The sequence below is a fragment of the uncultured Campylobacter sp. genome, from assembly GCF_937921625.1.
Lineage (GTDB): Bacteria > Campylobacterota > Campylobacteria > Campylobacterales > Campylobacteraceae > Campylobacter_B.
Genome location: NZ_CAKZTI010000044.1, coordinates 1 through 26,421, shown reverse-complemented (window position 1 = coordinate 26,421; position 26,421 = coordinate 1). Strand labels below are relative to the sequence as shown.

23 protein-coding genes and 1 tRNA gene are annotated in these 26,421 nt (G+C 47.0%); 6 read left to right on the top strand and 18 right to left on the bottom strand.

Annotation, left to right across the window (positions count from 1 at the left end; translation table 11 throughout):
• Positions 1 to 938, top strand: a 938-nt coding sequence (locus tag Q0101_RS07085) for an SLAC1 anion channel family protein (protein WP_297943687.1), incomplete at its 5' end; no start/stop codon positions are given.
• Between the two features lie 298 nt (positions 939 to 1,236).
• Here Q0101_RS07085 and Q0101_RS07080 read toward each other — a convergent pair.
• From Q0101_RS07080 to Q0101_RS07040, 9 genes are all read right to left on the bottom strand, one after another.
• Positions 1,237 to 1,722 carry a hypothetical protein gene (locus Q0101_RS07080; protein ID WP_297943684.1) on the bottom strand — a complete coding sequence of 162 codons (486 nt, stop codon included), beginning with the start codon at positions 1,720 to 1,722 and terminating at the stop codon, positions 1,237 to 1,239.
• Between the two features lie 42 nt (positions 1,723 to 1,764).
• Entirely contained in the window at positions 1,765 to 2,394 is a 630-nt protein-coding gene (locus tag Q0101_RS07075; RefSeq protein ID WP_297943681.1) for a LysE family transporter, read from the bottom strand.
• 10 nt (positions 2,395 to 2,404) lie between these two features.
• On the bottom strand, positions 2,405 to 3,325 hold the full coding sequence (locus Q0101_RS07070; RefSeq protein ID WP_297943679.1) for a hypothetical protein: 921 nt from the start codon (positions 3,323 to 3,325) through the stop codon (positions 2,405 to 2,407).
• Positions 3,322 to 3,939, bottom strand: coding sequence for a hypothetical protein (locus Q0101_RS07065; RefSeq protein ID WP_297902697.1), 618 nt, complete (start codon positions 3,937 to 3,939; stop codon positions 3,322 to 3,324). Before Q0101_RS07065 ends, Q0101_RS07070 begins: the two co-directional genes overlap by 4 nt.
• Positions 3,940 to 4,177: 238 nt before the next feature.
• Positions 4,178 to 4,735: a formate dehydrogenase FDH3 subunit beta gene (gene fdh3B / locus Q0101_RS07060; protein WP_297943676.1), complete on the bottom strand. Its 558-nt coding sequence runs from the start codon at positions 4,733 to 4,735 to the stop codon at positions 4,178 to 4,180.
• 9 nt (positions 4,736 to 4,744) lie between these two features.
• Complete coding sequence (locus Q0101_RS07055) at positions 4,745 to 7,666, bottom strand: formate dehydrogenase subunit alpha (RefSeq protein WP_297943673.1); 2,922 nt, start codon at positions 7,664 to 7,666, stop codon at positions 4,745 to 4,747.
• 10 nt (positions 7,667 to 7,676) lie between these two features.
• Positions 7,677 to 7,874 carry a twin-arginine translocation signal domain-containing protein gene (locus Q0101_RS07050; protein ID WP_005871103.1) on the bottom strand — a complete coding sequence of 66 codons (198 nt, stop codon included), beginning with the start codon at positions 7,872 to 7,874 and terminating at the stop codon, positions 7,677 to 7,679.
• A gap of 252 nt (positions 7,875 to 8,126) precedes the next feature.
• On the bottom strand, positions 8,127 to 8,888 hold the full coding sequence (locus Q0101_RS07045) for a molecular chaperone TorD family protein (protein ID WP_297895867.1): 762 nt from the start codon (positions 8,886 to 8,888) through the stop codon (positions 8,127 to 8,129).
• Positions 8,888 to 10,570 carry a 4Fe-4S dicluster domain-containing protein gene (locus tag Q0101_RS07040; protein WP_297943670.1) on the bottom strand — a complete coding sequence of 561 codons (1,683 nt, stop codon included), beginning with the start codon at positions 10,568 to 10,570 and terminating at the stop codon, positions 8,888 to 8,890. The genes Q0101_RS07045 and Q0101_RS07040 overlap by 1 nt, the downstream gene beginning before the upstream one ends.
• A gap of 166 nt (positions 10,571 to 10,736) precedes the next feature.
• On the opposite strand from Q0101_RS07040, the gene selA reads away from it, so the two are divergent.
• From selA to Q0101_RS07025, 3 genes are read left to right on the top strand one after another with little or no spacing between them, the layout of a single operon-like run.
• Positions 10,737 to 12,347, top strand: coding sequence for an L-seryl-tRNA(Sec) selenium transferase (selA, locus tag Q0101_RS07035; protein ID WP_297943668.1), 1,611 nt, complete (start codon positions 10,737 to 10,739; stop codon positions 12,345 to 12,347).
• Positions 12,340 to 14,160: a selenocysteine-specific translation elongation factor gene (gene selB / locus Q0101_RS07030; RefSeq protein WP_297943665.1), complete on the top strand. Its 1,821-nt coding sequence runs from the start codon at positions 12,340 to 12,342 to the stop codon at positions 14,158 to 14,160. Before selA ends, selB begins: the two co-directional genes overlap by 8 nt.
• A gap of 51 nt (positions 14,161 to 14,211) precedes the next feature.
• Positions 14,212 to 14,925, top strand: coding sequence for a histidine kinase (locus tag Q0101_RS07025; protein WP_297943663.1), 714 nt, complete (start codon positions 14,212 to 14,214; stop codon positions 14,923 to 14,925).
• A 503-nt stretch (positions 14,926 to 15,428) separates the two neighbouring features.
• On the opposite strand, the gene Q0101_RS07020 is transcribed toward Q0101_RS07025, so the two are convergent.
• From Q0101_RS07020 to Q0101_RS06985, 8 genes are all read right to left on the bottom strand, one after another.
• Complete coding sequence (locus tag Q0101_RS07020; RefSeq protein ID WP_297943660.1) at positions 15,429 to 17,450, bottom strand: autotransporter domain-containing protein; 2,022 nt, start codon at positions 17,448 to 17,450, stop codon at positions 15,429 to 15,431.
• Between the two features lie 128 nt (positions 17,451 to 17,578).
• Positions 17,579 to 17,935 carry a 50S ribosomal protein L20 gene (gene rplT / locus Q0101_RS07015; protein WP_005871091.1) on the bottom strand — a complete coding sequence of 119 codons (357 nt, stop codon included), beginning with the start codon at positions 17,933 to 17,935 and terminating at the stop codon, positions 17,579 to 17,581.
• Positions 17,936 to 18,032: 97 nt separating this feature from the next.
• Positions 18,033 to 18,224 (bottom strand): 50S ribosomal protein L35, encoded by a 192-nt coding sequence (gene rpmI, locus Q0101_RS07010; protein WP_005871089.1) that lies wholly within the window; start codon positions 18,222 to 18,224, stop codon positions 18,033 to 18,035.
• A gap of 314 nt (positions 18,225 to 18,538) precedes the next feature.
• Positions 18,539 to 19,060: a translation initiation factor IF-3 gene (gene infC, locus Q0101_RS07005; RefSeq protein WP_005871062.1), complete on the bottom strand. Its 522-nt coding sequence runs from the start codon at positions 19,058 to 19,060 to the stop codon at positions 18,539 to 18,541.
• Positions 19,057 to 20,880, bottom strand: coding sequence for a threonine--tRNA ligase (gene thrS / locus Q0101_RS07000; RefSeq protein ID WP_297943656.1), 1,824 nt, complete (start codon positions 20,878 to 20,880; stop codon positions 19,057 to 19,059). The genes infC and thrS overlap by 4 nt, the downstream gene beginning before the upstream one ends.
• A gap of 103 nt (positions 20,881 to 20,983) precedes the next feature.
• Entirely contained in the window at positions 20,984 to 22,183 is a 1,200-nt protein-coding gene (locus tag Q0101_RS06995) for a multidrug effflux MFS transporter (RefSeq protein WP_297943690.1), read from the bottom strand.
• Positions 22,167 to 22,904 carry a spore coat protein gene (locus Q0101_RS06990; RefSeq protein WP_297943653.1) on the bottom strand — a complete coding sequence of 246 codons (738 nt, stop codon included), beginning with the start codon at positions 22,902 to 22,904 and terminating at the stop codon, positions 22,167 to 22,169. The genes Q0101_RS06995 and Q0101_RS06990 overlap by 17 nt, the downstream gene beginning before the upstream one ends.
• Before the next feature lie 263 nt (positions 22,905 to 23,167).
• Positions 23,168 to 23,242 (bottom strand) — tRNA-Glu (locus Q0101_RS06985).
• A gap of 77 nt (positions 23,243 to 23,319) precedes the next feature.
• On the opposite strand from Q0101_RS06985, the gene Q0101_RS06980 reads away from it, so the two are divergent.
• Both Q0101_RS06980 and nfo read left to right on the top strand, forming a co-directional pair.
• A complete protein-coding gene (locus tag Q0101_RS06980; RefSeq protein ID WP_297943507.1) occupies positions 23,320 to 23,814 on the top strand; it encodes a hypothetical protein in 495 nt (164 codons plus the stop codon).
• Between the two features lie 361 nt (positions 23,815 to 24,175).
• Complete coding sequence (gene nfo / locus Q0101_RS06975; RefSeq protein ID WP_297943650.1) at positions 24,176 to 25,030, top strand: deoxyribonuclease IV; 855 nt, start codon at positions 24,176 to 24,178, stop codon at positions 25,028 to 25,030.
• Positions 25,031 to 25,796: 766 nt separating this feature from the next.
• Here nfo and Q0101_RS06970 read toward each other — a convergent pair.
• Complete coding sequence (locus Q0101_RS06970; protein WP_297943647.1) at positions 25,797 to 26,372, bottom strand: tetratricopeptide repeat protein; 576 nt, start codon at positions 26,370 to 26,372, stop codon at positions 25,797 to 25,799.
• Between the last annotated feature and the right edge of the window lie 49 nt (positions 26,373 to 26,421).

Sequence of the window (26,421 nt, the reverse complement as noted above, 5' to 3'; positions counted from 1 at the left end):
CAAGCTGGCTGCAGCACTTTCCGATCATGTTTTACACCGTAGTTATGGGGCTTGGTGGGCTAGCTCTCGCATATGAGCGGCTAAATTTGATATTTGATATCTCAGGCACGATTTTTGAGATTTTACGCGGCGCGACGAGCCTAGCATACGCGCTCATCTGCGCTTGTTACGCGGCAAAGCTAATCAGATACCCGCAAGCTTGCAAGGCGGAGTTTTTCCACCCGGTGCGCGTAAATTTTTTCGCCGCTTTTTCGATCGGCACGCTGCTAGTCGCCTCGCTCTGGCGGGACTTCGCGCCCGTTTACGACGCGCTTTTTTGCGTGGGCGTAGCGTTTCAGACCTTTATTACGCTGCACATCGTGTCTTTTTGGATCAAAAATAACGTCCAGATCGCGCACTCAAACCCAGCGTGGTTCATCCCGATCGTGGGCAATCTCTTCGTCCCGCTAGCAGCGCCCGCCGCGAGCGAGCTTGCGTGGTATTACTTTGCGATCGGGATATTTTTTTGGCTCGTACTTTTTGCGGTTTTGTTTTACCGCATCATCTTTCACGATCAGATGCCGCAGAAATTTATCCCGACGCTTTTTATCGTGATCGCGCCGCCTGCGATGGCGTTTTTGGACTACGTCAAGCTCACCGGCAGCTTTGACGTCACGGCGAAGATCATGCTCTACATCACGCTATTTTTCGCGCTTCTCATCCTTTTTATGTTTAAAAGCTTTTTGCGGCTTAAATTTTTCCTCTCGTGGTGGGCGTTTACCTTCCCGACGGCTGCGGCTAGCATCGCGTTTTTGCGAGCGTTTGAGTTTAACGGGATCAAATTTTTCTTGTTTGCGGGAGCGGCGGGTTTTGCCATCCTATGCGTTTTTATAGGTATCGTGGGCTTTCATACGGTAAAAGCGATGCGGCGCGGCGAAATTTGCGTGCCTGAGGAGTAAAATTTCATGCGAGCTCGGTTAAAAATTTTGACAAGCGTAAAACAAGGCAAACTCGAATGCAGGCGGGCAGTAGGGTAAAATTTGTGTATCAAAGGATAAAAATTTACATGTAGCTTTAAATTTGAAATTACGATAAATTTAACCGAGCGGAATTCTATCGTTGTAGAAAGTTTGCCTAAATTTAAACTTGCCTTGTGTTTTGAGCGTCTAAATTTATGCTCCTTGCAGCAAAGAGGCATAATGCGGACGTAATATTTACGATCGAAGCGACACCTGATCTCACGCCGTAGCGTTAAAATCAAATTTCGTAGCGATAAATTTTGCCGAAATTTTCATCCAGAGTGTAGCTAAACTCGCCGCCTGCGTAATAGATTGTCTCGCCACTCTCCAGCTCGAAGCGCTGATACACGCGCAGCACGACCTCGTTTTCGCTTATGCCTTGGACGTGGATAAAAATATCACTCTTTCTGCCCGCAGTCATCGCCATTTGGTAGAGCTGATTAAATAGCGCGTATTCCGGATCCTTCTCGGCGTCCTCTTGAGATAAAAAGCCCTCCAGCACACCCAGCATCTCCGCGCGAAATTCCGTTCTGGCGCGCGCATAGGCGTTTTGGATATTTTCGATCTGGTTGGTATCGAGTAAATTTAAAAGCGAATGTTTGCCTACATAAAGCGTCGCGCTCGATGTGGTTTTGCCGTCCTTGTCGGTCACTAGTCGCAGAGCTTTCTCTACGCGCCACAAGGCTTCTTTTAGCTCGAGCCCGCTTTCAATTTCAATTTTCATCATAGATCCTTTATCAAGAATGCGGAATTTTAGCGTGAAATTTTAAATTTTAAAGACAAACTTCGCGATCAGATACGCCATATACAGCATCAAAACTCCCACGAGCGAGTCGATTATGCGCCATGCCCTGCTGCTTGCAAAAAGCTTCGAAAGCGCCCCTGAGCCATATCCTAAGCCGAAAAACCACGCAAACGATACGAACATAACTCCCGCGTAAAACCACGGCTTTTGCGGATCCGCAATCATAGCGCCGAACGAGCCCACGACCACGACAGTGTCTAAATACACGTGCGGATTTAGAAGCGTCACCGCAAGGGCTTTGGCTACGACGGGCGCCAGCGGGCTATTTGCAGAGTTTTGAATCTTGGCAAAATGCGAGCCCTTATAGGCACTAAAAAACGAGCTTAGCGCGTAGCAGAGCAGAAATATGACCCCGCCTATGCCTAAAATTTGGGTAAGAAGCGAGCCTTGCTTAAGAGCGCCGCCGATTAAAAATATCCCTACGGCCGTAAATATGGCATCGCTTAGCGCGCAAACCATGCAAACCGCTGCGACGTGGTTTTTCGCAAGGCCTTGGGAGATGACGAAGATGTTTTGCGCGCCGATCGCGACGATTAGCGAGAGCATCAGCGCGGCTCCTTGCAAGAAAATTCCGATCGGTAAGGAGTTCAAAGCCGCGCCTCTACTTATTTTTACTTTCGCAGGCAGAGCTTTGCATCGCGGCATCGGCGGCATCATAGCTAGCCGCTACCACACTTCCTGGCGCAACGTCAAGCTCATTATCACCTGCGGAAATTTTAGGAGTGGAATTCTCGGCGCCTGTGAAATTTTCGCCTGCGCAGGCGCTATTTAAGGAAGCGGCATTATTCGGCGCGGCGGAGCTTTGTTCGTTTAAATTTGAAGTGCCCTTCAAATTCTGCGCGCTGTTTAAATCGGCGGCGCCATTAGAATTTTGCGCGGCGAAATTCTGCGCGCCTAAATTTTCATCTAAATTTTGTGCGCCACAGGAATTTTGCGTATCGGAATTTTGCGAAGCGGAATTTTCATCGCGGAAGTTTTTAGTTTTAAAATTTTTACCGCTACTCGCGCTTTTTTTAGAGCCTTTGGCACCCTTGCGAGTTTTTAAAGCGGTTTGTTCTTCCTCAGGGCTTTGCGAAAGACCCGCTTTTTCGCGCAAAATTTTACTTAGCTCGTAGATCGAAATTTCAAACGAGCCCGGCAGCGTGGCCTCCGTGTCGCTGTAAAATCGTAAAAAATTAAAGCGATCCTGCGCCTGCGGCGCTTTTTTGAATACAAAATTTAAAAGCTCCGTTTTGTTTCTGCCCGCGACGAAGGTTTTGGTGCCTAAATTTGCGATATCTTTGTATTCGAAGCTTTCGGAATTTGCGCCGCGCACGATCGTAAAAGCATCCTCGCCGATCTGCAAATAATTTTTAGCGCCAAGTCTGAGCGCGCAAAAAAACGCGCAAAATGCCGCCACTACGGAAGCAAAAAGCGTCGCGCCGCCAAAGCCCGCGTGGTAGCAATATCCGCTAGCAAGCGCCAAAATCGCCGACCCCGCCAGCGTCATCGCTACGGGCTTTTTATTCTCTTTTACTATCATCTTCCCTGCTTAATCATCTGTCTTATATATTCGTAAATTTTAAAATTTAGCGCATCCATTACCGAGTCTTTAGAGCCCGGATTTTTGATGCTTTGGTAGTTGAGATTAGTTACGTAATCCTTCCACGCGCCCTTGTTTTTAACGCTTATGTAGAGGCTAATCTGCGAGTCGTAGAAGTAGTCTCTGTAATAATCGTCGTCGTCCCAAGGATCATAACCGAACGGCATCCCCCAGCCCACGCCCACGCCCGTATATCTGTAATATCTGCCAAATCCCATACCGAAGCTAAATCTCGGATTATCCCACGATCTGCGCGAAAAATCCGCCTTGCGGAAGTAGTTGAGATTACCGCCGATTTGGACGTTCGCCGCGCTTTTATTTACGACTTTAAATCCGTCCGCACGCAGATGCTGGATCACTACTTGGGTTAAATTTGAATCCGTCGTAGAGGTGTTGGTGAAATTTACGCTTATGAGTTTATCCTGCGGAAATTCCATAATGTGAAGCGGCTCGGAAGTGCGCACGATGCCGCTATTTACGGGTACATTTTTAGAGCAGCCCGTAAAAATCAAAAACGCCGAAATGACCAAAAAAAGTGAAATTTTATTTTTCAAGACGGATCCTTTCGCTTAAGATTTCAAATCCTAAATTTGAGTGATTGTAGCATAAATTTAAAATTTTAATGTCAGCAAGAGGCGATTTTTTGAAATAATCTAACGGCGAATGGGCAAGAGTGGAATTTTTAAATAAAATTTTGCGCCGAGCGACCGCTAAATTTAAAGCCGTCGCTCGGTTGAAATTTCTGTAAAAAAGGCGGAATTTTAAATCGTAGGCGTTTAAAATTCCACAATCTTATAGGCTCACGCCGCGCGTAAGTACGCGCTTGCGATAAACATCCGAAACTCTGCTCGCGTCGCCCACGATTAGAGCGTTCGTGCAACAGATCGCTGCACATATCGGAACCTTGCCCTCTGCGATGCGGTTTTGGCCGTATTTATGTAGCTCTTCGTGCGAAAACGTAGGCTCCGGTCCACCCGCGCACATAGTGCACTTATCCATCGCACCTTTGATACCGAAAGCTCCGTCTCTAGGGAATTGCGGAGCGCCGAACGGACACGCGTAGAGGCAATATCCACAGCCGATACATTTATCTTTGTCGTGTAAAACGACGCCGTCGGTTCTGATATAGAAGCATTGAACCGGGCAAACCTGCGCGCAAGGCGCATCGGTGCAGTGCTGACAAGCGATAGAGCTTGAAACCTCCTGCCCCTCTATGCCCTCGTTTAAAGTGATAACCTTGCGCCTATTGATCTGCACAGGAACCCCGTGCGCCGAGCTGCAGGCTACCTGGCAACCATAGCAAGCGATGCAACGCTCGACATCGACGTAAAATTTTAATCTTGCCGGCATTTTATCTCCTTATGCTTTTTCTAGTCTGCAAAGACCGGCGTTGAATTCCGAAATTTGCGTATTTATGTCAAAGCCGTAGTTGGTAATCGTATTTGAGCTCTCGCCTCTGATATATGGCTTAGTACCCTCAGGATAGCGCTCGCTTAGATCCTCGCCCTGAAAAATTCCCGCGAAGTTATACGGCATAACAATACGATCAGGCGTAACGGCGTGCGAATAGATGCACTTGACTTTGATCTTCGTGCCTTGCGGCGAATGAATCCACATCATCTCACCATCTTTGATACCTTTATCAGCGGCAAGCTTAGGATTTACGTGCGCAAACATCTCCGGAGTAATCGCTGAAAGATACTTGCTCGTGCGCTCAATCATGCCCGCACCGCTTAAATTTACTAGCCTTAGCGAGCTTACGATAGTAGGGAAGTCCTTGCTCCAATCCTGCTTTTTCTGCTCGGAGATAAATCTCGTAAAGACGCGGAAATTTCGTTTTTGATCCGCAAAGGTCGGATATTTCTCCACCAAATCCCATCTAGGCGAGTGGATCGGCTCGCGGTGCTTCGGAATTTGATCCGCAAACTGCCAAACCTTCGCTCTGGCTCTTGCGTTTCCGCAAGGACAAATTCCAAACTCGCGACATTTTTTAGCGATAATGCCACTATAATCTGTGCTCCACGTAGGTCCCATCTTGGCTTTTTCATCCTCGCTTAGCGTAATGCCTAAAACCTGTTCGATATTTGCTTTTGTAATCTCCGCATGTCCGCCTTGAATTTTTGATCCCGGAAGAGTAATGCTCTCGTCGGCTAGCTGCGAAACGCCGTCGTGTTCTAAGCCGAAGCGGTTTCTAAATCCCATACCGCCGTCGGCATAAGGCTTAGTTACGTCGTAAAGGATCGGCGTGCCCGGGTGTTGCGTATCCCAGCAAGGCCATGGAAGCCCGTAGTATTCGCCCTCGACCTCGCCACCTATGCCGCGCAAAGTATCGGGATCAAATAGATGCCAGTTCTTCTGCTGTCTGCGAAATCTAGCTGCGGTACGTCCGTTATTTCCAATACTTTGAGTATTGCGTGCGATCTCATCGGTAGCGTCGTCAGGCCAAACAAAATCGTCCTTAACCTGCTTAAGCTCACCGTCAACTATACCCATCTTCATGCCGCGAACATATTCGTCGTAAAAGCCGAATTTTTTCGCGAATAAAAACATTACTTCTTGATCCTCTTTGCTCTCAAATAGAGGCTTAACAATCTGAGTTCTCCACTGACCGCTACGGTTTGTAGCGCTTAGATGGCCTTCGCTCTCAAACTGCGTAGCTACCGGCAAAACATAAATTCCATCCGGTCTATCGTTTAGAATCGCTACTTCGTTTAAGAACGGCTCGGCGACTACCAGCATATCGATCTTGCCTAATGCTTCTTGAGTCTCGCGAACATGAGCCATAGAAGTAATTCCTGTGCCTTGCACCCAAAGAACGCGGACATTGCCACTACTTAAAACGGGCTCATTTTTCAAAACGCCCTGCCACCATTTAGATAGCGAAAAGCCCTTTTCGTTGCGCCAGTTTATCACATCTTGCTCGATGCTCGGATCGTAGTGAAAATACTCGGTAAAATTCGTACCAGGCACTTTTTCACCCTGCTTTTCGTGTGGCTGCTTAGTAGATACGGCAAATCTTTTAATAAACTGCTCGTAATCTACGCCCCAGCCCTTGCAGAAGTGCTTCCAGGAGTTATCGGCTAGCCCGTAATACGCAGGCAAGCTATCGGAGAGATTGCACATATCGGTAGCGCCTTGAACATTATCGTGACCTCTAAGGATGTTGCAGCCGCCGCCCGGCTTGCCCATATTGCCTAGTATGAGCTGCAAAAGAGCCAAAATTCTAGTATTTGAACTTCCGATCGAGTGCTGAGTAATGCCTAGAGCCCAGCATAAAGTAGCGGGCTTTGTGGTAGCAAACATCCTCGTAAATTCTATCAGCTCCTCTTCTTTGCATCCGGTGACATTGGCTACCTCTTTAGGATCCCACTTCTCAGCTTCGGCTCTAATCTCCTCTACAGCGTAGGTTCTGGTTTTTATTAGCTCCTTATCTTCCCAGCCGTTTTTAAAGATTAGATGCAGCATTCCGTACACAAACGCTATATCGGTTCCCGGACGAATTCTAATATACATATCGGCCTTAGCCGCAGTTCTAGTAAAATTTGGATCAACTACAACGATTTTCGCGCCGTTTCTATCGCGAGCCTGAAGAGCGTGCTTCATAGCCCCTACGGGATTTGCAACCGCGGAATTCGCACCTATGAAAAGGATTATTTTAGAATTTTTCGCCATATCGCCTACGTGATTTGTCATAGCTCCATAACCCCAAGTATTCGCCACACCGGCGACTGTTGCGCTATGTCAAATTCTGGCTACGTGGTCGTTGCTGTTTGTACCCCAGAAGGCTGCAAATTTTCTAAAATAATATGCCTGCTCGTTACAAAATTTAGCCGAACCCAGAAATACCACACTATCTGGACCGTCCTCTTTGCGGACTTGAAGCATTTTATCGCCGATTTCGTTAACGGCTTGCTCCCAACTTATGCGCTCCCACTTGCCGCCAACCTTTTTGAGCGGATATTTAAGACGCATTTTAGATTTGGTTAGATCGATTTGATCGATTCCCTTACAGCAGTGACTGCCCTGCGAGATCGGGTGATCTACTGCCATATCTTGGCGAATCCAGGTATTGGTGCTCTCATCCACTTGAGCCTCGATACCACAGCCTACGGAACAGATCGAACATATCGTTCGCTTCATAACGGAACCTGGAAATGGGTTTTTGATCTCTTGCTCAGTAGCAGCTCTTAGCGTATTATTTTCGCCAAACGCGGCTACGCTGCTCGCTCCTAAAGCGGCGAGTTTCAAAAACGATCTCCTTCCGATCGCATTCTCACTCATGAAAATTCTCCTAGTAAGCTACTTTATAGTATTTTTTCCACGCTTCACTCTCCCAGTAAAGCACCTCTTTTTTCGGTGATTTGCCACGAACGGTATCGCCATAGTCCTGCTCGCTTTTCGCTAGAGCCTGAGACGCGGCAACGCCCACGGCACCTACTGCGCCGATTTTTAGAGATTTTTTAAGAAAATCCCTGCGTTTGTTCTCCATGGTTTTCCTTTGTGAAGAAATCGCTTTAAATCTTTTATTGTAGTAACACCTGTTACAGGATTTAAGTCTAATGAATTATAACGAAAAGGCAGTGAGATGGAAATTAAATTTTAAGTTACTTTTTAAATTTTATTTAAAATTCAAAATATAAAGTTCTAACTAAAAAACTACTCGCAAAACTCGAGCTTGCGAGTCTAAAATTTAACCGAAATTCTGCTTTTGCGTTAAGATTTTGGTTAAAAATTTTATTTATCAATCCAGATCAAAAATATCTTCCGGATTGGTAAATTTATTTTGATAGCCACCTTTTTTGATCGCTTCTTTAACGACGCTGCGATCTTTCTTTTGCGGAGCGGCAAGCGCTAAAAGCGAGCGCTCAAGCGCAAAAAAGCTTCTCATTAGTGCGCCTAATGATTTGAAAAAATCCGCCCGCACATGCCCGCACAAAAGCTCGCTAAACTCATCCACAAAGCTATTGGTGACATTCGTAAAAAGCTCTAACGCCAGCGCTTCGCCGTCTTGCGCCGTCAAGCTCGCGCTATTCGTAAAATTTTGCTCATTTGCCACGGAATTTTGTCCGTTTAAAACCGCGCTGTGTTTTGCAGCCGCGTCGCGAAGTAGAGTTGAATGCAGGTAAAAAATAAATCCCACATAATCCTCGCACTCTTTGCAAAGCTCCATATTGCGGCGAAATTTACTCTTTTTTAGCGCGTCGATTACCGCGACACGCATACGCCCATCGTCGCGCCCCTCGTCGTAGAAGCTCGCACTCATCGGCACGTTGGCGTATGAAAAATCAAAAAGCACGGAATTTTGCTCGCTTTTAAACGCTGCAAAATCGAATTTCGCCAAATTTTGAAATTCCGCCTCATCGCTAGGCACAATGGGCGAGCTGCGTAAAAACTCCAGCTGCTCCTTCCAGCGCTTAAATTTCGCATCCGTTTCATAGAAAAAAAACGGAATTGCAAAAAATTCGTAGTAGTAGCTTCTTGCTTGAAGTAGATTCGCATCCATTACATTGCCCCTTTTCTAGCATCTTCTATCTGCTTTTTTATCATTATTTTCGCCTTGCAATCGCCGCAGCAAAAAAGAGTCTTCATCTTTTCAGGCTCGTTTGCAAAATGCGCACCCATCATATCCGCGATCTTCATCACGGCTTTGCTCGTCGCAAATTCCTTACCGCATTCAATGCACTTAAAAAGCTCATCTTTAGCTAGCATTTTGTAATTAAAAAATCCCGGCTCAAGCTCCACGCCGCAAGGCTCAAGCTCGATCGTATCCTTTTCGGCGCAGCTTAGCACGCAGTAGTTGCACGTCGTGCAAAGCGAGGCATTGAGCTTAATTGAATTGTCGCTGTTATCGGCATACAGCGCGCCGGTATTACAGGCGCCCACGCAGCTAAGGCATAGCGTGCAACTTGCTTCGTTTATGTTTACTTTGCCAAATTTTAGCAACTCTCCGCTTTTTACGGCGCCGAAGCTGCCCTCGCCAACCATTGCGCTTACGCGTTTGGAAAAAATTTCTTTCTTGCTAAGGCCCTGCTCGTTTATCGAAAGCCCCCACGGCTGCGCGCTTTGCGCCTGCTTTAGCGCCTCTTGCAGCTCGGCTAAATTTCGCGCTAAAAATACCGCGTCCTTGCCGTAGATCGCGCGCGAAATTCCATTGATAAGCTCCACCGCTTCGCGCGTGCTCTCGCCCACGTCTGCGCCGTAAACGATCACACTCGAGCCACTTTCTTGCATAGCGCTTAGCAAATTTACCTCATCTATTTGCTTACTTCCAAAAATTCCAAACGGCAGCACGCCGCACGGAAGCTCTATTTTTAAAGCGGATGAAATTTCGCCCTCCGCGATGAGAAGTGGAATTTTGCCTGCATAGAGCTTTGCGATCTCGCCAAATACGCTTTGGGGCAGCTTGGCAAATTTCAGCGCGCCGCTAGGGCAGACGCTCACGCACGCGCCGCAACCGATGCAGTCGATATGCGAAAATACTAACTCGCGCTTTTCGTCATTTTTCAAAATCGCCACTGTGGGGCAAACCTCCACGCACGGCGCTCGCAGCTCATTCCGCCTACCTTGATACTGGCAGATCGCGGGATCAAAGATCGTGGAATTCTTATAATGATAAACTAGGCTTTTGGAATTTAAAATTTCTAAAATTTCATCGTCTTTTAGTCCCGAGATCTCGTAGCAGCCGCTTTGTCGTAGCTGATAAGGCACTGCGCCGCTAATCAAGAAAAAATCCGCCTCAGTCTCAACCTCATCCCGCTCGCTTAAAATCGTAACCGCAAGATCGCCAATCTCGCCATAGACGAACTTAATCTCGGCCCTGCTTAACACGATCACCTTAAATCCGTGCTGCCTAAGTAGCCTCACAAGCTCCCCTCGAGGCTCGTCACAGGCGAGAATCACGTTTTTGCCGACGGGCTTTTGATAGTCGCTATCTAGCGCGCCGTCGAAGGCGATATCTTTGGCGCGATACAAAATATCTACGTTTTTAGCGATTTGTAGCGGCTCATCTGCGGAATTTTCTATATAAAAATTTATCTCGGGCGCATAAATTTGCGCTTTTAATTTCGGCGAATTCGCAACGATAAATTCCTCATTTTTTGTCCCCTCTTCATCGCCGCAAATTTCGATATCGTCGCTTAAGACGACATCCTTTAGCCCCGCGGCATAAAATCCATGTTCTTTCATAATCTATCCTAAATTGATAATTAGGCGGGTTTTACTCTTATTTTCTAAACAGCTTTTAAATTCTGCACTTAAAGTAAATCGAATTTAAATTAATAATTTTATAGATAAAGCAAAATCAAAGCTTTAAATGATAAAATCGCCTAAATTTTAAGGCATCGGGGTCGCAATGCAACGAATCAAACTACCAAAAATCGACAAAATCGCAAACGCGCGAGAGTTTCAGAACTGCCTCCGCCCGCAAATCATCAAAATCGCGCAAGAGCTTATCGGGCAGGAGCGCGAAAAGGCGCTGCAAGGAGGCGCGGTCGCAAGCGAAAGCGAGATCATCGCGCGCATCAAATCGCGCTACGAAAAATTTCAAAACTTAAGCCTTAAGCCGCTCATTAACGCAACCGGCGTCGTGCTACACACAAACCTCGGCCGCAGCGTCATCAGCGCCGAAATTTTAGCCCGCGCGCAAAAGATCATCACCTCGTATTCAAATTTAGAATACGACCTATCCGAGGGCGCACGCGGCAACAGATACGACTACATAGCGCTTTTGTGCAGCGAACTCTTCGGCGCGCAGGACGCACTCGTGGTAAATAACAACGCTGCGGCGGTATTTTTGGTGCTAAATACCTTCGCGCGCGGACGCGAAGTCGTGGTAAGCCGCGGCGAGCTAGTCGAGATCGGCGGGAGCTTTCGGGTGAGCGAAGTGATGGCAAACTCGGGCGCAAAGCTAGTAGAGATCGGCACCACGAACAAAACCAAGCTGGACGATTACGAAGAAGCGATCAATGAAAACACGGCGATCTTGATGAAGGTGCACCGCTCAAATTTTAAAATTTCAGGCTTCAGCTCTAGCGTAAGCGCTGCGGAAGTTGCAGCTTTGGCACGCCGTGCCTCACAGGCAAAGAGAGAATTTTTAGCGCTTAGAGCGGCGAATTTTAAAAATTTAGAAAATCTTTGCGGCGGGCGGGCGGATACGGCGAGCGAAATTCTAAATTCCGCGGCGAATGGTTTAAGCTTAGCGGCAGCTTCTGCGAATGCTCTAAATTTAAATAGCGGCGAGCCGTCCGAAAAGAGCGAGTGTTTTCATGAAGACGGAGAGAGCGAAATTTCCGCTCAAGCTTCTAAAATTTGCCCTGCAAAATTTAGCATGAAAAAAGCAGAAAACTTTAACGAGATCATCGATTATTACGATCTTGGAAGCGGCTACGCAAGCGAGCTGGGATTTGGGCTAGGCAAAAGCGAGCCATCCATTTTTGAGCTTTTAAAAAACGGCGTGCGGCTGCTTAGCTTTAGCGGCGACAAGCTTTTCGGCTCCGTGCAGTGCGGCATCATTCTAGGAGATCACGAGCTCATCGCGCGCCTGCGTAAAAACCAGCTACTGCGAATGCTGCGCGTGGACAAGATCACGCTAAGCCTGCTTGCCGAGACCATCAAGGCGTATATAAATAAAGAATTTCACCTCATCACGACGATAGATCAGATCCATCTGAGCCTGGACGAGCTGCGTGAGCGAGCGGAGCTAGTGCAATCTCGCATCAGCGCAAAATCGCAAATCGTGCCTACTACCACCTTCGTAGGCGGCGGTACGATGCCCGGCGCCTCATACCCTAGCGTCGCGCTTGCGATACTTGACGGCGCAGATCCACAGAGCACGCAGGCAAAATTTCGCGCTGCGGGCATAATCGGGCGGATCGAGGATGATAAATTTTTGCTCGATTTCAGATCGATTTTAAAAAGCGACTTACAAGATTTAATAAAAAAGATCGGAGAAATTTATGAATAGCGTAATCATCGGCACCGCAGGCCATATCGATCACGGAAAGACCGCATTAATCAAGGCGCTAAACGGCTTTGAAGGAGACCGAATGTCGAGCGAAAAAGAACGTGGCATCACGATCGATCTTAGCTTTTCGCATCTGCGCTCTGGGAACACCAACGTCGCTTTCATCGACGTTCCGGGGCATGAAAATCTAGTAAAGACGATGATTAGCGGCGCGTATGCCTTCGACGCTGCGATGCTAGTAGTCGCCGCGGACGACGGGCTGATGCCGCAAAGCCGCGAGCATATTCAAATTTTATCGCTGCTCGGGGTAAAAAGCGTGATCTTGTGTATCAGCAAGTGCGATCTGGTGGGCGACGCGCGCAAGGCGGAGGTTGCGGCGCAGTGCAGGGAATACATCGGCAAATTTAAGGATTTGCAAATTTTAAACACCTTTTTTATCAGCATAAAAGATCCCGCAAGCATCGCCGAGCTGAAAAACTATCTCTTTAATATCAAGCCCGCGCAGCGCCAAGGAGGCGGCGTCGTGCACTACTACATCGACCGCGTCTTTTCGCTTAAGGGGCTTGGCACCATCGTAACGGGCAGCCTAATTAACGGCGCTATTTCAAAGGGCGAGAAGCTTTATAACTGCGATCTGGGTAAAATTTTTAATGTCAAAAGCGTGCAGATCCATGACGAGGACACGCCGCTAGCGCAGGCTCCAAACCGCGTCGCGCTAAGTCTGGACGCCAAAACGAGCGAGCTGCAAAAGGGGCAAATCCTAAGCAAAAAGGGCTTTTTCCGCGGCTTTAATGAAGCGGACTGCACCTTTAGCGGCGAAATTTCGCATAATCAAGACGTGCTGTTTTGCGTCGGAAGCAAGCAAAGCGCGGCAAAAGCGCTCATTTTAAAAGAACTTCCAAGCGGCGAGAAGCTCGTAAGCTTTAAATTTGACAAAACGATGTTTTTGAAATTCGGCGAGCCATTCGTCTGCTTGGCAAACTCGCGCGTAATCGGCGGCGGGCGCGTGCTAAACGCCGTAGTCGAGCCGCTAAAAAAGCAGAGCAAAGCCGTACTTCTCACCGCGCTTTTGAAGCGAAATTTCACCGAAGCATTTAAAATTCTAAGCGGCTTTCACAAGCACGGATTCGGGCTATTTTCGGCGTATCAGCGCTTCGGAATGGAGTACGACGAAGCGGTAAAGATCGCGCGCGGCATAGAAGGGACATATTTTGACGAAGCAAATTTATGCGTTTACGATCTAAGCGCGATCGAGGACGTAAAAAACTTCATAAAATTTATCATCTCAAAAAACGACTACGCGATCTTTTCGCCCGCCTCGATCGCCCTAAAGCTCTCGTGGGCCAGCGAAGATCTTGCTGCGCGCGCGCTTAGCGAGCTTGAGCGGAGCGGTATCGTCTCCAAAAAGGGCGGAGTTTACGTAAAATCGGGAGTGGATTTTGACGCGCTTAAGCAGAGCCTGGAGAGTAAAATTTTTGATCTCATCAAAAAGGGCGGAATCGCGCCTCTCGCGCCTTATAACGTCTATGACGAGCTGGAGATCGACCGCAGTAGCGGCGATGACGCGCTAAAGAAGCTGACCTACGCCAAAAAGGTCGTCCGTCTCGCGCACAATCTCTTCGTCGAGGCCGAAAATTTAGCCCTAGCGATCAAGCGCCTCTACGCAATCATCGAAAAAGAGGGTTTCGTAAACATCACGAACGCCAAAGAGGAGCTTGGGCTTAGCAGGAAATTCGTTATCTGCTACCTCGAATACCTAGATAAAATGGGAAATATCGTGACGATCGACAATAAACGCTATTTGAAAAAGTAAAAATTTAAAATTTTGCACTACAATGCGCGGAATTTTTTGCAAAGGAAAAAAATGAAAAAAGCTATTTTAACTTCAGTTGCGCTCGCAGCGAGCCTGAACGCGGCTCTAAGCGACAGCGAAATTCTATCTATCTACGGCGGCGTACCGCAAGGCATCGACATAAAGATCGCCGAGCGCATCCCACTTAGCGAGCCAAAGGGCGTTGAAGCGGTCGTTTTAAAAATCTCTCAAGGCAATATGTCGCAAGAGGAGATCATCTTCACTCAAGGCGATCTGATCTTTACCGATATCATCGATCCTAAAAAACGCGTAGTCTATAAGGAGCAGATCAAACAAGACCGCATCGCAGGACAGCTAAGTAAGGTCTTCAAAGCAGAGAGCAAAGACAATATCATCAAGCTAGGAAACGATCCAAAAAAACCTACGATTTTGATGCTGACGGACGCTTTGTGCCCATTCTGCCGCAAAGAGATGGCAAGGATCGAAGAAACGTTAAAAAATAACAATGTCGATATAATCATGACCTCCGTTCACGGCGATGACGGCCACGCAAAATCCGCACTCATCTACAAAGAGATCAAAAATGCTAAAACTGACGAGCAAAAGATAGCGGTTTTTAGAAAATACTACGCCGAAGATAACAAAGCAGGTGCCAAAGACGTAAGCGCTGCCGAGCTAAATGCTGCAAAAGCCCTAGCTGCCAAATATTTCGGTGCGGGGGTAAACTCAGTGCCTTACATCATCGAACTAGACAAGCTAAAATAATCTCTTTTAAATTTTGCGGAGCGATCCGCAAAATTCTACCTCATCGTCTTAGGCTTAGCGATTTTAATTAATCCGGATTTTATAAAATTTTACGAGTAATTGCTTTAGAATTTTTATAATCCCGCTGCTTAGCAAAATCTTTTTATCGAACCAGATTTAAAATTTTAAAATTTCTTTGCATATGGAATTTTAAAATTTAATAATCACGGAATTTAAAGCAGACACAGATCTTTAAAATTTCAGACCACTTTTAAAAGACACGTGCAAAATTCTACTGCAAAATCCGCATTATTCTTTATATTGAAAGTAGCATAAAAGCGATAAGTGCATGAAATTTAAAAGCGAGAAAATATATAAACGAAATCCGCAGCCGGAATTTTAAAATTTCGCAGCAAAGCCCAGGTAAAATTTAGCCGCAAATTTCATAAAATTTTCGCTTTGCGGCAAAGAGGAATTTACAGTCGTGCTTCAGGCTGCCTATCTTGGGCTACGTCCGATTAAAATCAAAACTCAACGTCAAAAGCGGCTCTTGCCAGGCTATTTTTGCTCTCGCTTAGCTCGTACGATGCACTGAGTGCGATGCTTTGAAGGATCTTATATTTCAATCCGATCGCGCCGTTAAACACGCCGTTAGAATAATCAAGCCCCTCCACGTCGTATCTATCCGAATATTTTCTGCTCGCGTGATACGAATCGCCGCTAAATCGATGCTCGTACTCCGCATTTGCGAATATCTGCAGATCGCCGAAAGCCTTGATCGCGTAAATTCCCGCGGTGCCGTTTGGCGCAGTTTTTGAAGCGGAGCTAAACCTAAGCCTAGAGATCGCATCCTCGTTCACCCTAATCGCTCCAAGCCCCAAATACGGCTTTATATAGCCGTTTTCAAATAAGAATTTATACCCGGCTCTGGTGCTGAAGTCCCAAATTTGCGACTTGTATTTTGCGCCATGGATAGCGCCGAATCCGTTGTTGGTTTCAAATTTATGATCGTTCGTCGAATATGTTAAATTGACCGCCAGATCCACATTCTTGCTAAAATCGTATCTGCCCGCCAGACCGAGCTCGTAGGATTTGATGTTTTCTTTGACACCGTCGAATTTACCCTCGTACCAAGCGTCCGATTTTTGGTAACCAAAGATCACGCCCAGCGTAAGATCATCTACTCTCTTGGAGGCTCCGAGTAAAATTCCGTCGCTCTTGTGATCGTATTTGACGCCGCCCGAGCGGTCTTTGTAATCCCCGCCGTAGTTTCCGATCGCGCTTACGTTTACGTTAAACTCCTGCCCGTCGGTGTCAGCTAAATTTTTATAAGCGGAATTTCTTGCTAGCTTGGTAAGGTCCAGATCGACCTTCGAGCGCGGCATCTCGATGCCTACCCGATTGCCTCTTCTTACGACCTGCGAAAATAGGCTGCCGTTTTTAGGCGTGAAGTTATTGATCGCCAGCATCAGCGCTTCAAAATAGGTAGGCAGATCGTCATATCCGCCAGGATAGGCATTCGTGTCGGAGGTGATAAATAGATTTGCCGCGTTGCGCTCGCGAGATAGCCTTATGATCTCGTCGTATTGATCGGGCCTGGCGCCATATATGACGTGCAAAATTTTAGAGGAATTTGCCGGGTCTTTTTCAAACTCCGAAGTTCTAGTACGATAGCGGTTTATATAATCTTCTGGTTTATCTGAGTTAAGCGCATGAACTTCTTGCAGCATCCAAACGTCCGCATAAGGAGCTATGGCATCGCGCACGCCCCAGCCGTTATTCGCCAAAACTAGCATTTCAGGGTATTTGGTCTTGATATAATTGTAGATATTAGCCATATAGGCGATATTTGCGGGGTTATCTCTGGTATCAACCTCGTCGATAAAGTATCCCGCGATGTTTTCTCTGCCGTAGAAATTTACAAAATTATCGATATCGGCATATACTAGGCTTAAATTTCTACTTGAACCAATGGCAGTAGGACGACCGTCAGGACCGATAGGACCGGTAGTGCCCGTATAAGTATAGGCGAGATTTTTGATACCCGCGGCTTTATTGCGCTGCATTTGAGCCAAATCCTCGTCTCTTCGCACCAAATATTGTGAGTGAGAATCTCCTCCTGGGCGCTTTTCGTATGAGCCGAAAGCCACATAAGGAACCAGCGCGCCGCCTATATTGGTAATACCGTTCCAAAACTCGGCATTTACGCCGCTATTGCCCGTCCAGCGAAATGCAGGCATCATAACGCGCTGATTATTAAGCCTGCCCGAATATGAGCCCTTTTTAGCAAAGCCCCTTGCGTACTCGAGCTTGATACGAAATGAGTTTTCATACTCGTCGCTCGCGGAGTTATCGCTAGCCGCGTCGCGCCTGCTTAATTTCGCGCCCAAGCTGTCCGCAGCGCTCATTACGTCGGAACGGGAAGTGTTGTTGGAAGGAGATTTTTGCGCGTCTGCATAGCTCCAGGAATTCTGCTCGCTCGCATAGCCGAACCCTGCTGCACCGATAAGCGCAAGAGATACGATTTTTTTCAAAGACTTTAGCATTCTGCACCGCCTCAAATAAAATTACCCAAATTCTTAAATTTCAACAAATTTGCAGACATGCTTTTATAATTAAAAGCTTTGTCGAAATTTAAAAATTTAGCCGCCTTAAGACGGCTAAATTTTAAAGCTTATTTTAATGCCGCTTTTGCCTTCTTCGCGACGGTTGCGAAAGCTTCGGCGTCGTTCATAGCCATATTTGCTAAAATTTTTCTATCAAGCTCGATGCCCGCTTTTCTAAGTCCGTTTATAAATTTAGAATAGCTGATGTCGTTTAGCCTGCAAGCTGCATTGATGCGCACTATCCAAAGTCTGCGGAAATCGCGTTTTTTCGCGCGTCTGTCACGGAAGGCGTAAACGAGGCTTCTCTCCAGCTGCTCTTTAGCCTTTCTGAAATGTTTGCGTCTTGCGCTATAAAATCCGCGCGCAAGCTTTAGCACCTTGTTGTGACGGCGGCGTCTAACGATACCCGTTTTTACTCTTGCCATATTAATCCTTTCTTAATCGGCGTCCCTTGGGGATCTTGCCCTAAAATCCATGAATTTAGGGGAGTTTGAATGACTTTCGTCAAAAACTAACTTCGCACTATTTGCAAAGCATTTTTTTAACCGCAGATACGTTCGTAGAATCGACGTATTGGGCCTCGCGCAAATTCCTCTTGCGTTTTTGAGACATCTTCGTCAAAATATGGCTGCGAAACGCCGAGCCTCTTTTGATCTTGTTTTTGCCCGCTTTAAAACGCTTGACGGCACCGCGCACGCTTTTCATCTTTGGCATGGTCGTCCTTTTTTTAAAGTGAATGGGAAGTATATAATAAAGTTTCTTTGAAAAATTTGAATTTAAGGAATTTTATAGCTTAAATTGACGCAAGATAAATTTAAAGTTAAATTCTGCCACTCGCTTAAGATTCGGTTTGGCTGGATACAAAAAATTTTATACAAATTTAAAGGTCTAAATTTAGAGATAAACTTAGCCCACATTAAATTTTAAAATTTACGCTATTTAGCTTAAATTCACGCGCTGTACCGCGAAGAAACAGCGCGAAATTTTAAAATTTTGCCGCATGCAGCGCAAATACCGCTAAATTTACTCTACGCCTTTTTCGGCGTGATCAGCATATTTACGTAGCGGCCCTCCAGCGCAGGCGCCTTATCGCGGTCGGCAACTTCTGCAAAAAATTCGTCCCAAATTTTATTGAGCAAATTTACGCCGATTTCCGGGCTTGACATCTCGCGCCCTTTTAAAAATACGCGAAGCTTGACGTGTTTGCCGCTACTAAGGAATTCTTTCGCGTGTTTTACTTTGTAATTAATGTCGTTTTGAGCGATTTTGGCGGACAGCTTGATCTCTTTGACCTCGATGATTTTTTGCTTTTTTTTCGCCTCTTTGAGCTTTTTTTCCTGCTGATAGCGAAATTTGCTGTAGTTCATGACCTTGCAAACGGGCGGCTTTGCATCGGGCGCTATCAAAACCAGATCCACACCCTCTCGCTCGGCGATCTGCAGCGCCTGCGCCTTTGAAATTATGCCGTAAACCTCGCCGTTGTCGCCTATGCACCTGACTTCGCTAGCCGGGATGTCCTCGTTTAGAAAAACCTCTTTCTCTCTGCTCAAAAATTCACCTCGTTTAATTTAGCTTTTACGAAATTTAAAAACTCATCCAGCCCTAAATTTCGCTGTTCGCGCGCCCTGCGATCGCGCAGAGCCACGCTACGAGCCGAAACTTCATTATCGCCTAGGACGATGATGAGCGGCACCTTCTGCTTTTCAGCCGTTCTAATTCGTTTATTTAACGTCTCGTTTCTATCTAAAATTTCGCCGTCAATGTCTGCTTCGCGCAGCAAATTTAAAATTTCTTTCGCGTAGTCTGCGTGCGCCTCGCCGATCGGCACGATCGATACCTGCGTAGGACAGATCCAAAACGGAAGCTCGCCCGCGGTGTGCTCGAGCAAAATCCCCACGAAGCGCTCGAAGCTTCCCAAAATCGCGCGATGCAGCATCACGGGCTGTTTTTTTTCATTATTTTCGTCGATATAGCCAAGCTCGAAGCGCGCAGGCAGGTTAAAATCGACCTGCACCGTGCCGCACTGCCATTTTCGACCGAGCGCGTCGGTGATTTTGATGTCGATCTTAGGCCCGTAAAATGCGCCGCCGCCCTCGTCTAAGCCGTATTTTAAGCCCTTTTCGTCAAGCGCGTCTTTTAAGGCCTTCGTCGCGATCTCCCAAACCTCGTCGTCGCCGACCGCCTTTTGCGGCTTAGTCGAAATTTCAAGCTCGTATTCAAAGCCGAAAGCCTTCATCAAAAGCTCCACGAAATCCAAAATTTCATAGACGTTTTCTTTGATCTGGCTCGGCATCACAAACAGATGCGCGTCGTCCTGCGTAAACTCGCGCACGCGGAAAAGCCCGTGCAAGACGCCGCTTTTTTCATGGCGGTGCACGACGCCGTACTCGCAAAATTTAAGCGGCAGATCGCGATATGAGCGGATTTCGCTTTGATAAACCTTGATATGACCGACGCAGTTCATCGGCTTGATACCGTATTCTTGATCCTCGATCGTCGTAAAATACATATTTTCTTTGTAATTGCTGTAGTGTCCGCTGATCTTCCACGCGTCGGATTTTAAAATTTCAGGACCTCGCACCGGCTCGTAGCCGCGCTTGCGAAGCTGCCTATAAAGGCGCCCCTCGAGCTTTATACGCATCCTCGTGCCGGCAGGAAGCCAGATCGGAAGTCCTGCGCCGATCTGCTCGTCGAAGGTGAAAAATTTCATCTCAGCTCCTAGCTTTCGGTGATCGCGCTTCTTGGCTTCTTCGAGCATCGTAAGGTGCTTTTTAAGGCTATCTTTATCGGCAAATACGACGCCGTAGATGCGAGTTAGCATCTCGCGCTTCTCGTCACCGCCGAGATACGCTCCCGCGATGCGAGTAAGGGCGAAATTTTTCAAAAATTTCGTATTTTGCACGTGCGGGCCGCGGCAGATGTCCTCAAACTCGCCCTGCGCGTATAAGCTGACTGGGCCTTCGGGGATACGTTTTAAAACTTCCTGTTTAAGATCGTCGTTTGCATATTTTTTCGCGACCGCCTCTTTAGTGGAGGCTATCTTTTTAATCTCTAAATTTGCCTCGGCAAGCGCGCGCATCTTTTTTTCGATCGCCCCCAAATCCTCTTCACCGAGCTTCTCGCCGTTATCTTTGCTAACGCGCATATCATAGTAAAACCCATCTTCGATCGCGGGCCCTACGAAAAATTTTGCACCTGGGTATAGCTCGCGCACCGCCTGCGCCAAAAGGTGCGCACAGGAGTGGCGGATCACCTTTAGCGCGTCCTCGGAGTTATCGAAATATATCGGCTGCGCCTCGCTTGCGTGCTCGCCGATGCTTTGAGTATCATAAATTTCACCGTTAAATTTATACGCGATAATATCGCTCATTGGCTTGTTTCCTCTTTTTACCGAATTGTCTTTCTTACGCTGAAAGAACGAGTGTTAATTTTAGCCAATCAATCCTTAACGATAAATTTAAAAAATATTAAAATTAAAATTTTTGATTCTTTTCTCGCAATAAAAAATACACAGCGTTCGCACAAAGAGCACAAATCGCCATCACACTTGCGAGCAAAAACGGCCTATTCGCTTCCACTGCACCCACGATAAACGAAATAGCCCCGGCAATAGCAAACTGCGCAGTCCCTAGTACCGCCGAAGCTGCGCCAGAGTTGCCGTCCTTATACAGCGTCATCGCAAGCGTCGTGGCGTTAGGCGCGACAAAGCCGAGCGATGAAAGCAATACGAAAAGCGAAGCCTCAAAGCAGATGAAAGGAAGGTCAAGCATAGAGCATGCGAACAAAATCAAGCTAGTCACAAGCATCGCTATTAGGCCGAAATTTAATAAAGCGGCGGGTTCGCGATTTTGCACGAGTTTGGCATTTAGTGCCGAAACAAGGGTCATTCCAAGAGCGTTGATGCCAAATATTACGCCGAAGGCATGCTCGCCTAGCCCATAATAGCCCAAAAATATGAAGCTAGAGCCCGTGATATAAGCGAAAAGCGCGCTCATCGCAACTGCAAATCCTAGCGTATAGCGCATAAATTCTTTATTTCGCAAGATTATGCCGTATTCGCCAAGCACGCCTTTTACGCTAAGTGTAGCAGTCCCGTCTATCTGCGCGCTCTCGTCGAGCCCGAAAAATATGAATACGAAAAGCAAAATTCCAAGTGCGAACAAAATCGCAAAAATCGCTTGCCACGAGAAAAAATCTAGCACAAATCCGCCTAGAGTTGGTGCTAGCATCGGCGCTAGCGAGCCCACGACCATCATCAGCGCAAACATCGCCGCAGCCTCGTGCAGCTCGAATTTGTCATTAATAACAGCTCGCGCAAGTACCACTCCAGCGCACCCACCCAAAGCTTGCAAAAATCTAAAAAATATAAACGCGTAAACGCTATCAAAGCTCACGCAAGCAAGCGACGCACATATAAAAAGCAAAATGCCCGCGTATAGCGGCTTTTTACGGCCGAATTTATCGCTTAGCGGCCCATAAACGAGCTGTCCTAGCGCAAAAGCGATGAAAAAGCTCGCAACCGATAGCTGAGCGTAAAACTCGCTCGTGGAAAAGCTTGCCTTTACCTTTTCCAGCGCAGGCAGATACATATCGGTAGACAAGGGCGCCAGAGCCGACATATAGGCGAGTATAATCACCAGCTTAAATTTAGCGAATTTACTTTGTTTGACCATCATTTTTCTCAATTATTTTTAGGCAGAGCTCAAACGTGCGTACGAGCGCGTTTAGATCCTTAAATTTTTGCGGCAAGAGCCTGGCGATAAAATATATTGGACGCAGCGCAAGTACCGTAGCCCACGCACTTTGCACTACGTCCTGCCCGCCGCTTGAGGCGTAGGCGTGGATGCCTGCGCGCACCAAACCTTCGCTTAGCCTTTCGCGACACAGATCATAGACAAACAGCAAAAAATCTCGCATTTTGGCTTTTTGCAGATTACCGCGCTCGCCACGATTTTCAAAATCTATAAATTTCATCTCGCCGTTTTTTACTAAAACGTCGCGCAGCGCGGGTCTGCCGTGTATGAAGCCGCGCGAATGCAGCTGTGCTAACGCTGCAGCGTAGTCCTCAATAAGCGCCACGCAAGTTGCCTCATCCGAGCTTTTTAGCACCTCGTCCACCGGCGTGCCGCCGTCTTTGAGTACGAAAAAGTTCTCGTCTCGCAGCACCAGCTGCGGCACAGGCGCGCCGGCTGCGTACAGGCTCTCGCATTTTAGCGCTTCGTAATCGAAAGCGGCTTTCGGATTTGCTTTAAATATTTTCGTAAGCAATCCACCGCGGATGCGCAGTTCCGGCTGCTTTAGCCAGTATTTCTCACCCTCGAAACTAAAGCTCGTGACGCGCTCGCCAGGATGATTTTTTAGAATTTCATTTACATATTCTTTAAAATTTTGCATTCAATAAATTTAGCGAATTTTTTTTAGAAAGAGCTAAATTTGCGAGTTTTATTTTATTAAGTTTCATATGTCCGCATAAAATTTATTACGTAAATTCGGCGGGGATAAATTTTAAAATTATCAGGTAGAATTTTTATTGCAGTCTTGGAATTTTGTAGCGCAGGAAGCAGCAAAAGCGCATAATTTTAGAATTTAGTAGTTAGATAAAATTTCAGAATTTTACAAAAATTAAAATTTGCGTCAAAAAATTTTAAAACTAGAAGTGGCGACCCCTACGAGATTCGAACTCGTTTTACCGCCGTGAAAGGGCGATGTCCTAACCGTTAGACGAAGGGGCCACTTAATCTGGTATTAAGATTAAAGGCGGTATTCTACTCAAGACGCACTTAAACCTAACTTAAATTAAGGATTATTTATGAAATGCTCTTTTCTGGCGCCGCTTGCACTTTCGCTTCTGCTCGCAGGTTGCGCTACCACTGCACTCAAGCCCGCTTCTACGCAAGCCGTAAATTTCACCGTCATTTCGCCGCTTACTCGCACCAGCGACGCGGGCTTTATGCGTAAATTTAAGAACCAAACCGAGGTTCAAATTTATGCAAGCGGCATCAGCGTGCTGAGCCTGGTTTTAAAGGGCGATAAAATTTGCATGAACGGTGCATGCGACGACGAGCTTGTTTTCAATAAAAAATTCTTCGGCACCGAGCACTACCGCGGGCTTCTGGGCGAAATCCTAGACGGCAAGCCGATCTTTGGCGGCAGCGACGCAGGCGAGCGCCGTTGCCTCGCGCAAAGCCTGCAAGATGGCTCTATCGATTATAAAGTTTGCCGCGGCAAGGACGGCGGCGGAAGATCTATAAGCTTCGCCGACGTAAAGCGCGGCGTAAAGATCAGAATCCGCGAGTTGCAGTAAAATTTTACGCGGCGGGTGTTTGTAGCACGTGAGATGCGATTCCGCGGGCGGCGCGAGCAAATCGCGAACGAGTAAAATTCGCGCGGCGAGACGCCTTGTAAACGCGCGGGAATAATGCGCTCTAGCAGCCGCACAAAACACAGCGCGAGCGGTCAAAATTCCATTACTCGGCGGGTAGCCGCCTAAGCTGCGCAAACGGCGCGGTTTTATTGACGCTCTGCGCCTACTCTTTGCGATGAAATTTAACCAAGCAGCGCGTATGTGCGAAAGAAAAGCGCGCATTTAAATTTAAAAATCCGCGCGCGGCTCGGGTTTATGAAATTTGCCGCACGCGGTACAAAATAAAAATTTAGGAGGCAGAATGAAGCGAATCGGAGCGCACGTGAGTGCTAGCGGTGGGGTTTTTAACGCGCCGTTAAACGCCGCAAGGATCGGGGCGGACGCGTTTGCGATGTTTGTCAAAAATCAGCGCAAATGGGACGCGCCGCCGCTTAGCGCGGAGGAGATCATCGCGTTTAAGGACGCGCTGAAGCAAAGCGGCATCCGCGCGGAGCATGTCTTGGTGCACGACAGCTACCTCATAAACTTGGGCCATCCGCGCGAGGCGGAGCGCGAGAAGTCCCTAAACGCCTTCGTGGACGAGATCCGCCGCTGCGAGGCGCTCGGACTTAGGCTTTTGAACTTTCATCCGGGCTCGCATCTAAATGAAATTTCAGTTCAGCAGTGCCTGGATAATATCGCAGAGTCGCTAAATTTCGCCATCGCAAATACCGCAGGCGTCAAGCTCGTGCTCGAAAACACCGCCGGCCAGGGTTCCAATCTCGGCTATGATTTCGCTCAGCTCGCTTACGTGATCGGCAAAATTTCAAATAAAGATCGCATCGGCGTCTGCATCGACACCTGTCACGCGTTCGCCGCAGGATACGATCTGCGCAGCCCGCAGGCCTACGAGCGCACGATGAGCGAGTTTGACCGCGCGATCGGGTATAAATTTTTAAGCGGCATGCACCTAAACGACACGAAAAACGAGCTCGGCGTGCGCAAAGATCGGCATGAGAGCCTCGGACGCGGATTTTTGGGGCTCGCGGCGTTTGAAAACATCATGAACGACCCGAACATCGACGAGATCCCGCTGATTTTAGAGACGATCGACGATAGCCTCTGGGCGGAGGAGATCGCGCTTTTGCGCAGTATGCAAGGACACCGCAAGGCCTAATCGGACGCCTTTTGCGCCACGTAGAATTTTATCTCATTTCGCTTCAAAGTGGCGCCTAGAGATAAGAGCCTTTATGCCCTGCGTTTACATCGTGGGATTTATCACTTAAATTTTAACAAGCAAAATAATGAGGATCGCGCATTAAGAATGCCGCGTCAAAAAAGGCACGAAATTTTACGACGAAAAATACATCGTCATAGCAAAAAAGCAAAATTTTTATAGAAAAACGCAGCGTCGCGGCAGAAATGAAAAATTTTACGCTGCGTAATTAAAATTTTCAAGCAAAATTTTTAAAGCGATGCGGCGGTAAATTTTAAAATTCTATCGCTACGATATTTCAAGGCTCGGCGCCAAATTCGAAGCTCTAGGAATTTTAAAATTTTAAATTCCACATCAAAAAATTCGCGCGAAGCTTTATACGTGCGACTGCGTAAATTCCGATCTTGCAATTCTACTTTCGTCCGATCCGTGCAGAGGCGAAGCGCATAAGATTTCATAAATTCTAACTTAAAATTTTGCTGCGTGCCAATCTATGCTTTTAGCACGCATTTGCTTATGACAAATCCGCCTCTTTATTTTAGCGCTTTGCTTGCGCCAAAATCTATGCAGGATCCGTGTAAATTTACGTTAAATTCTGCCGCATATCGCCCGATCAATTTAAAATTTTATCGTTGAGCTTAGTAGCCTACCGCCGCGATTTAAATTTAAACGCCGCGGGATTTTAAGCCGCAGCCGACGCGCATTGTATCGGCCGCAGCTCGGCGAGCTATTTTAGTAGCTCATACATATCGCAGGATTTTTGCCAAATATCGGTAATTTCGGCAATCGGATCATCTTTGCCCATATCGCAAGCTTTTTTGTAGTATTGCACCGCTTTTTTTGTATTGTTCATAATGTGTTGGTTATAAATGGCAAATTTATAGCAAGAGTCAAAGCTACCCAAGGCATTTCCTAAATCGCAACCCTTTCTGTAATAAATCGCCGCTTTTTCCATATCGTCTGCGCCATATATATTAACGGCTAAACTCATGCAGCCCATATAATATCCGCCGTCGCAAGCTTTCTCAAAATAAAATTTTGCTTTTTCTATATCTTTTTCTAAAATTCCTTTTCCTATATACTCGCTTCCCAAAATCCAGCAACTACTCATATCTCCTTTATCGCAAGTTTCTTTAAGTAATTTGACCCCCTTATTGGGATTGTCGCTATAAAGATATAACGCACCGGCTTGAGTGCAAGATTCCATATTGCCGCTTTGGCACTCTTTTTCTGCAGTCGCGAGATTAGGCACTCCGAACGTAAAGCAAGCGGCGAGCGCCAACGCAAATAGCGATTTTTTCATTTAGTATCCTTTCCGGGTAAAATTTGGCTAATTCTACCCCCCCCCCCCC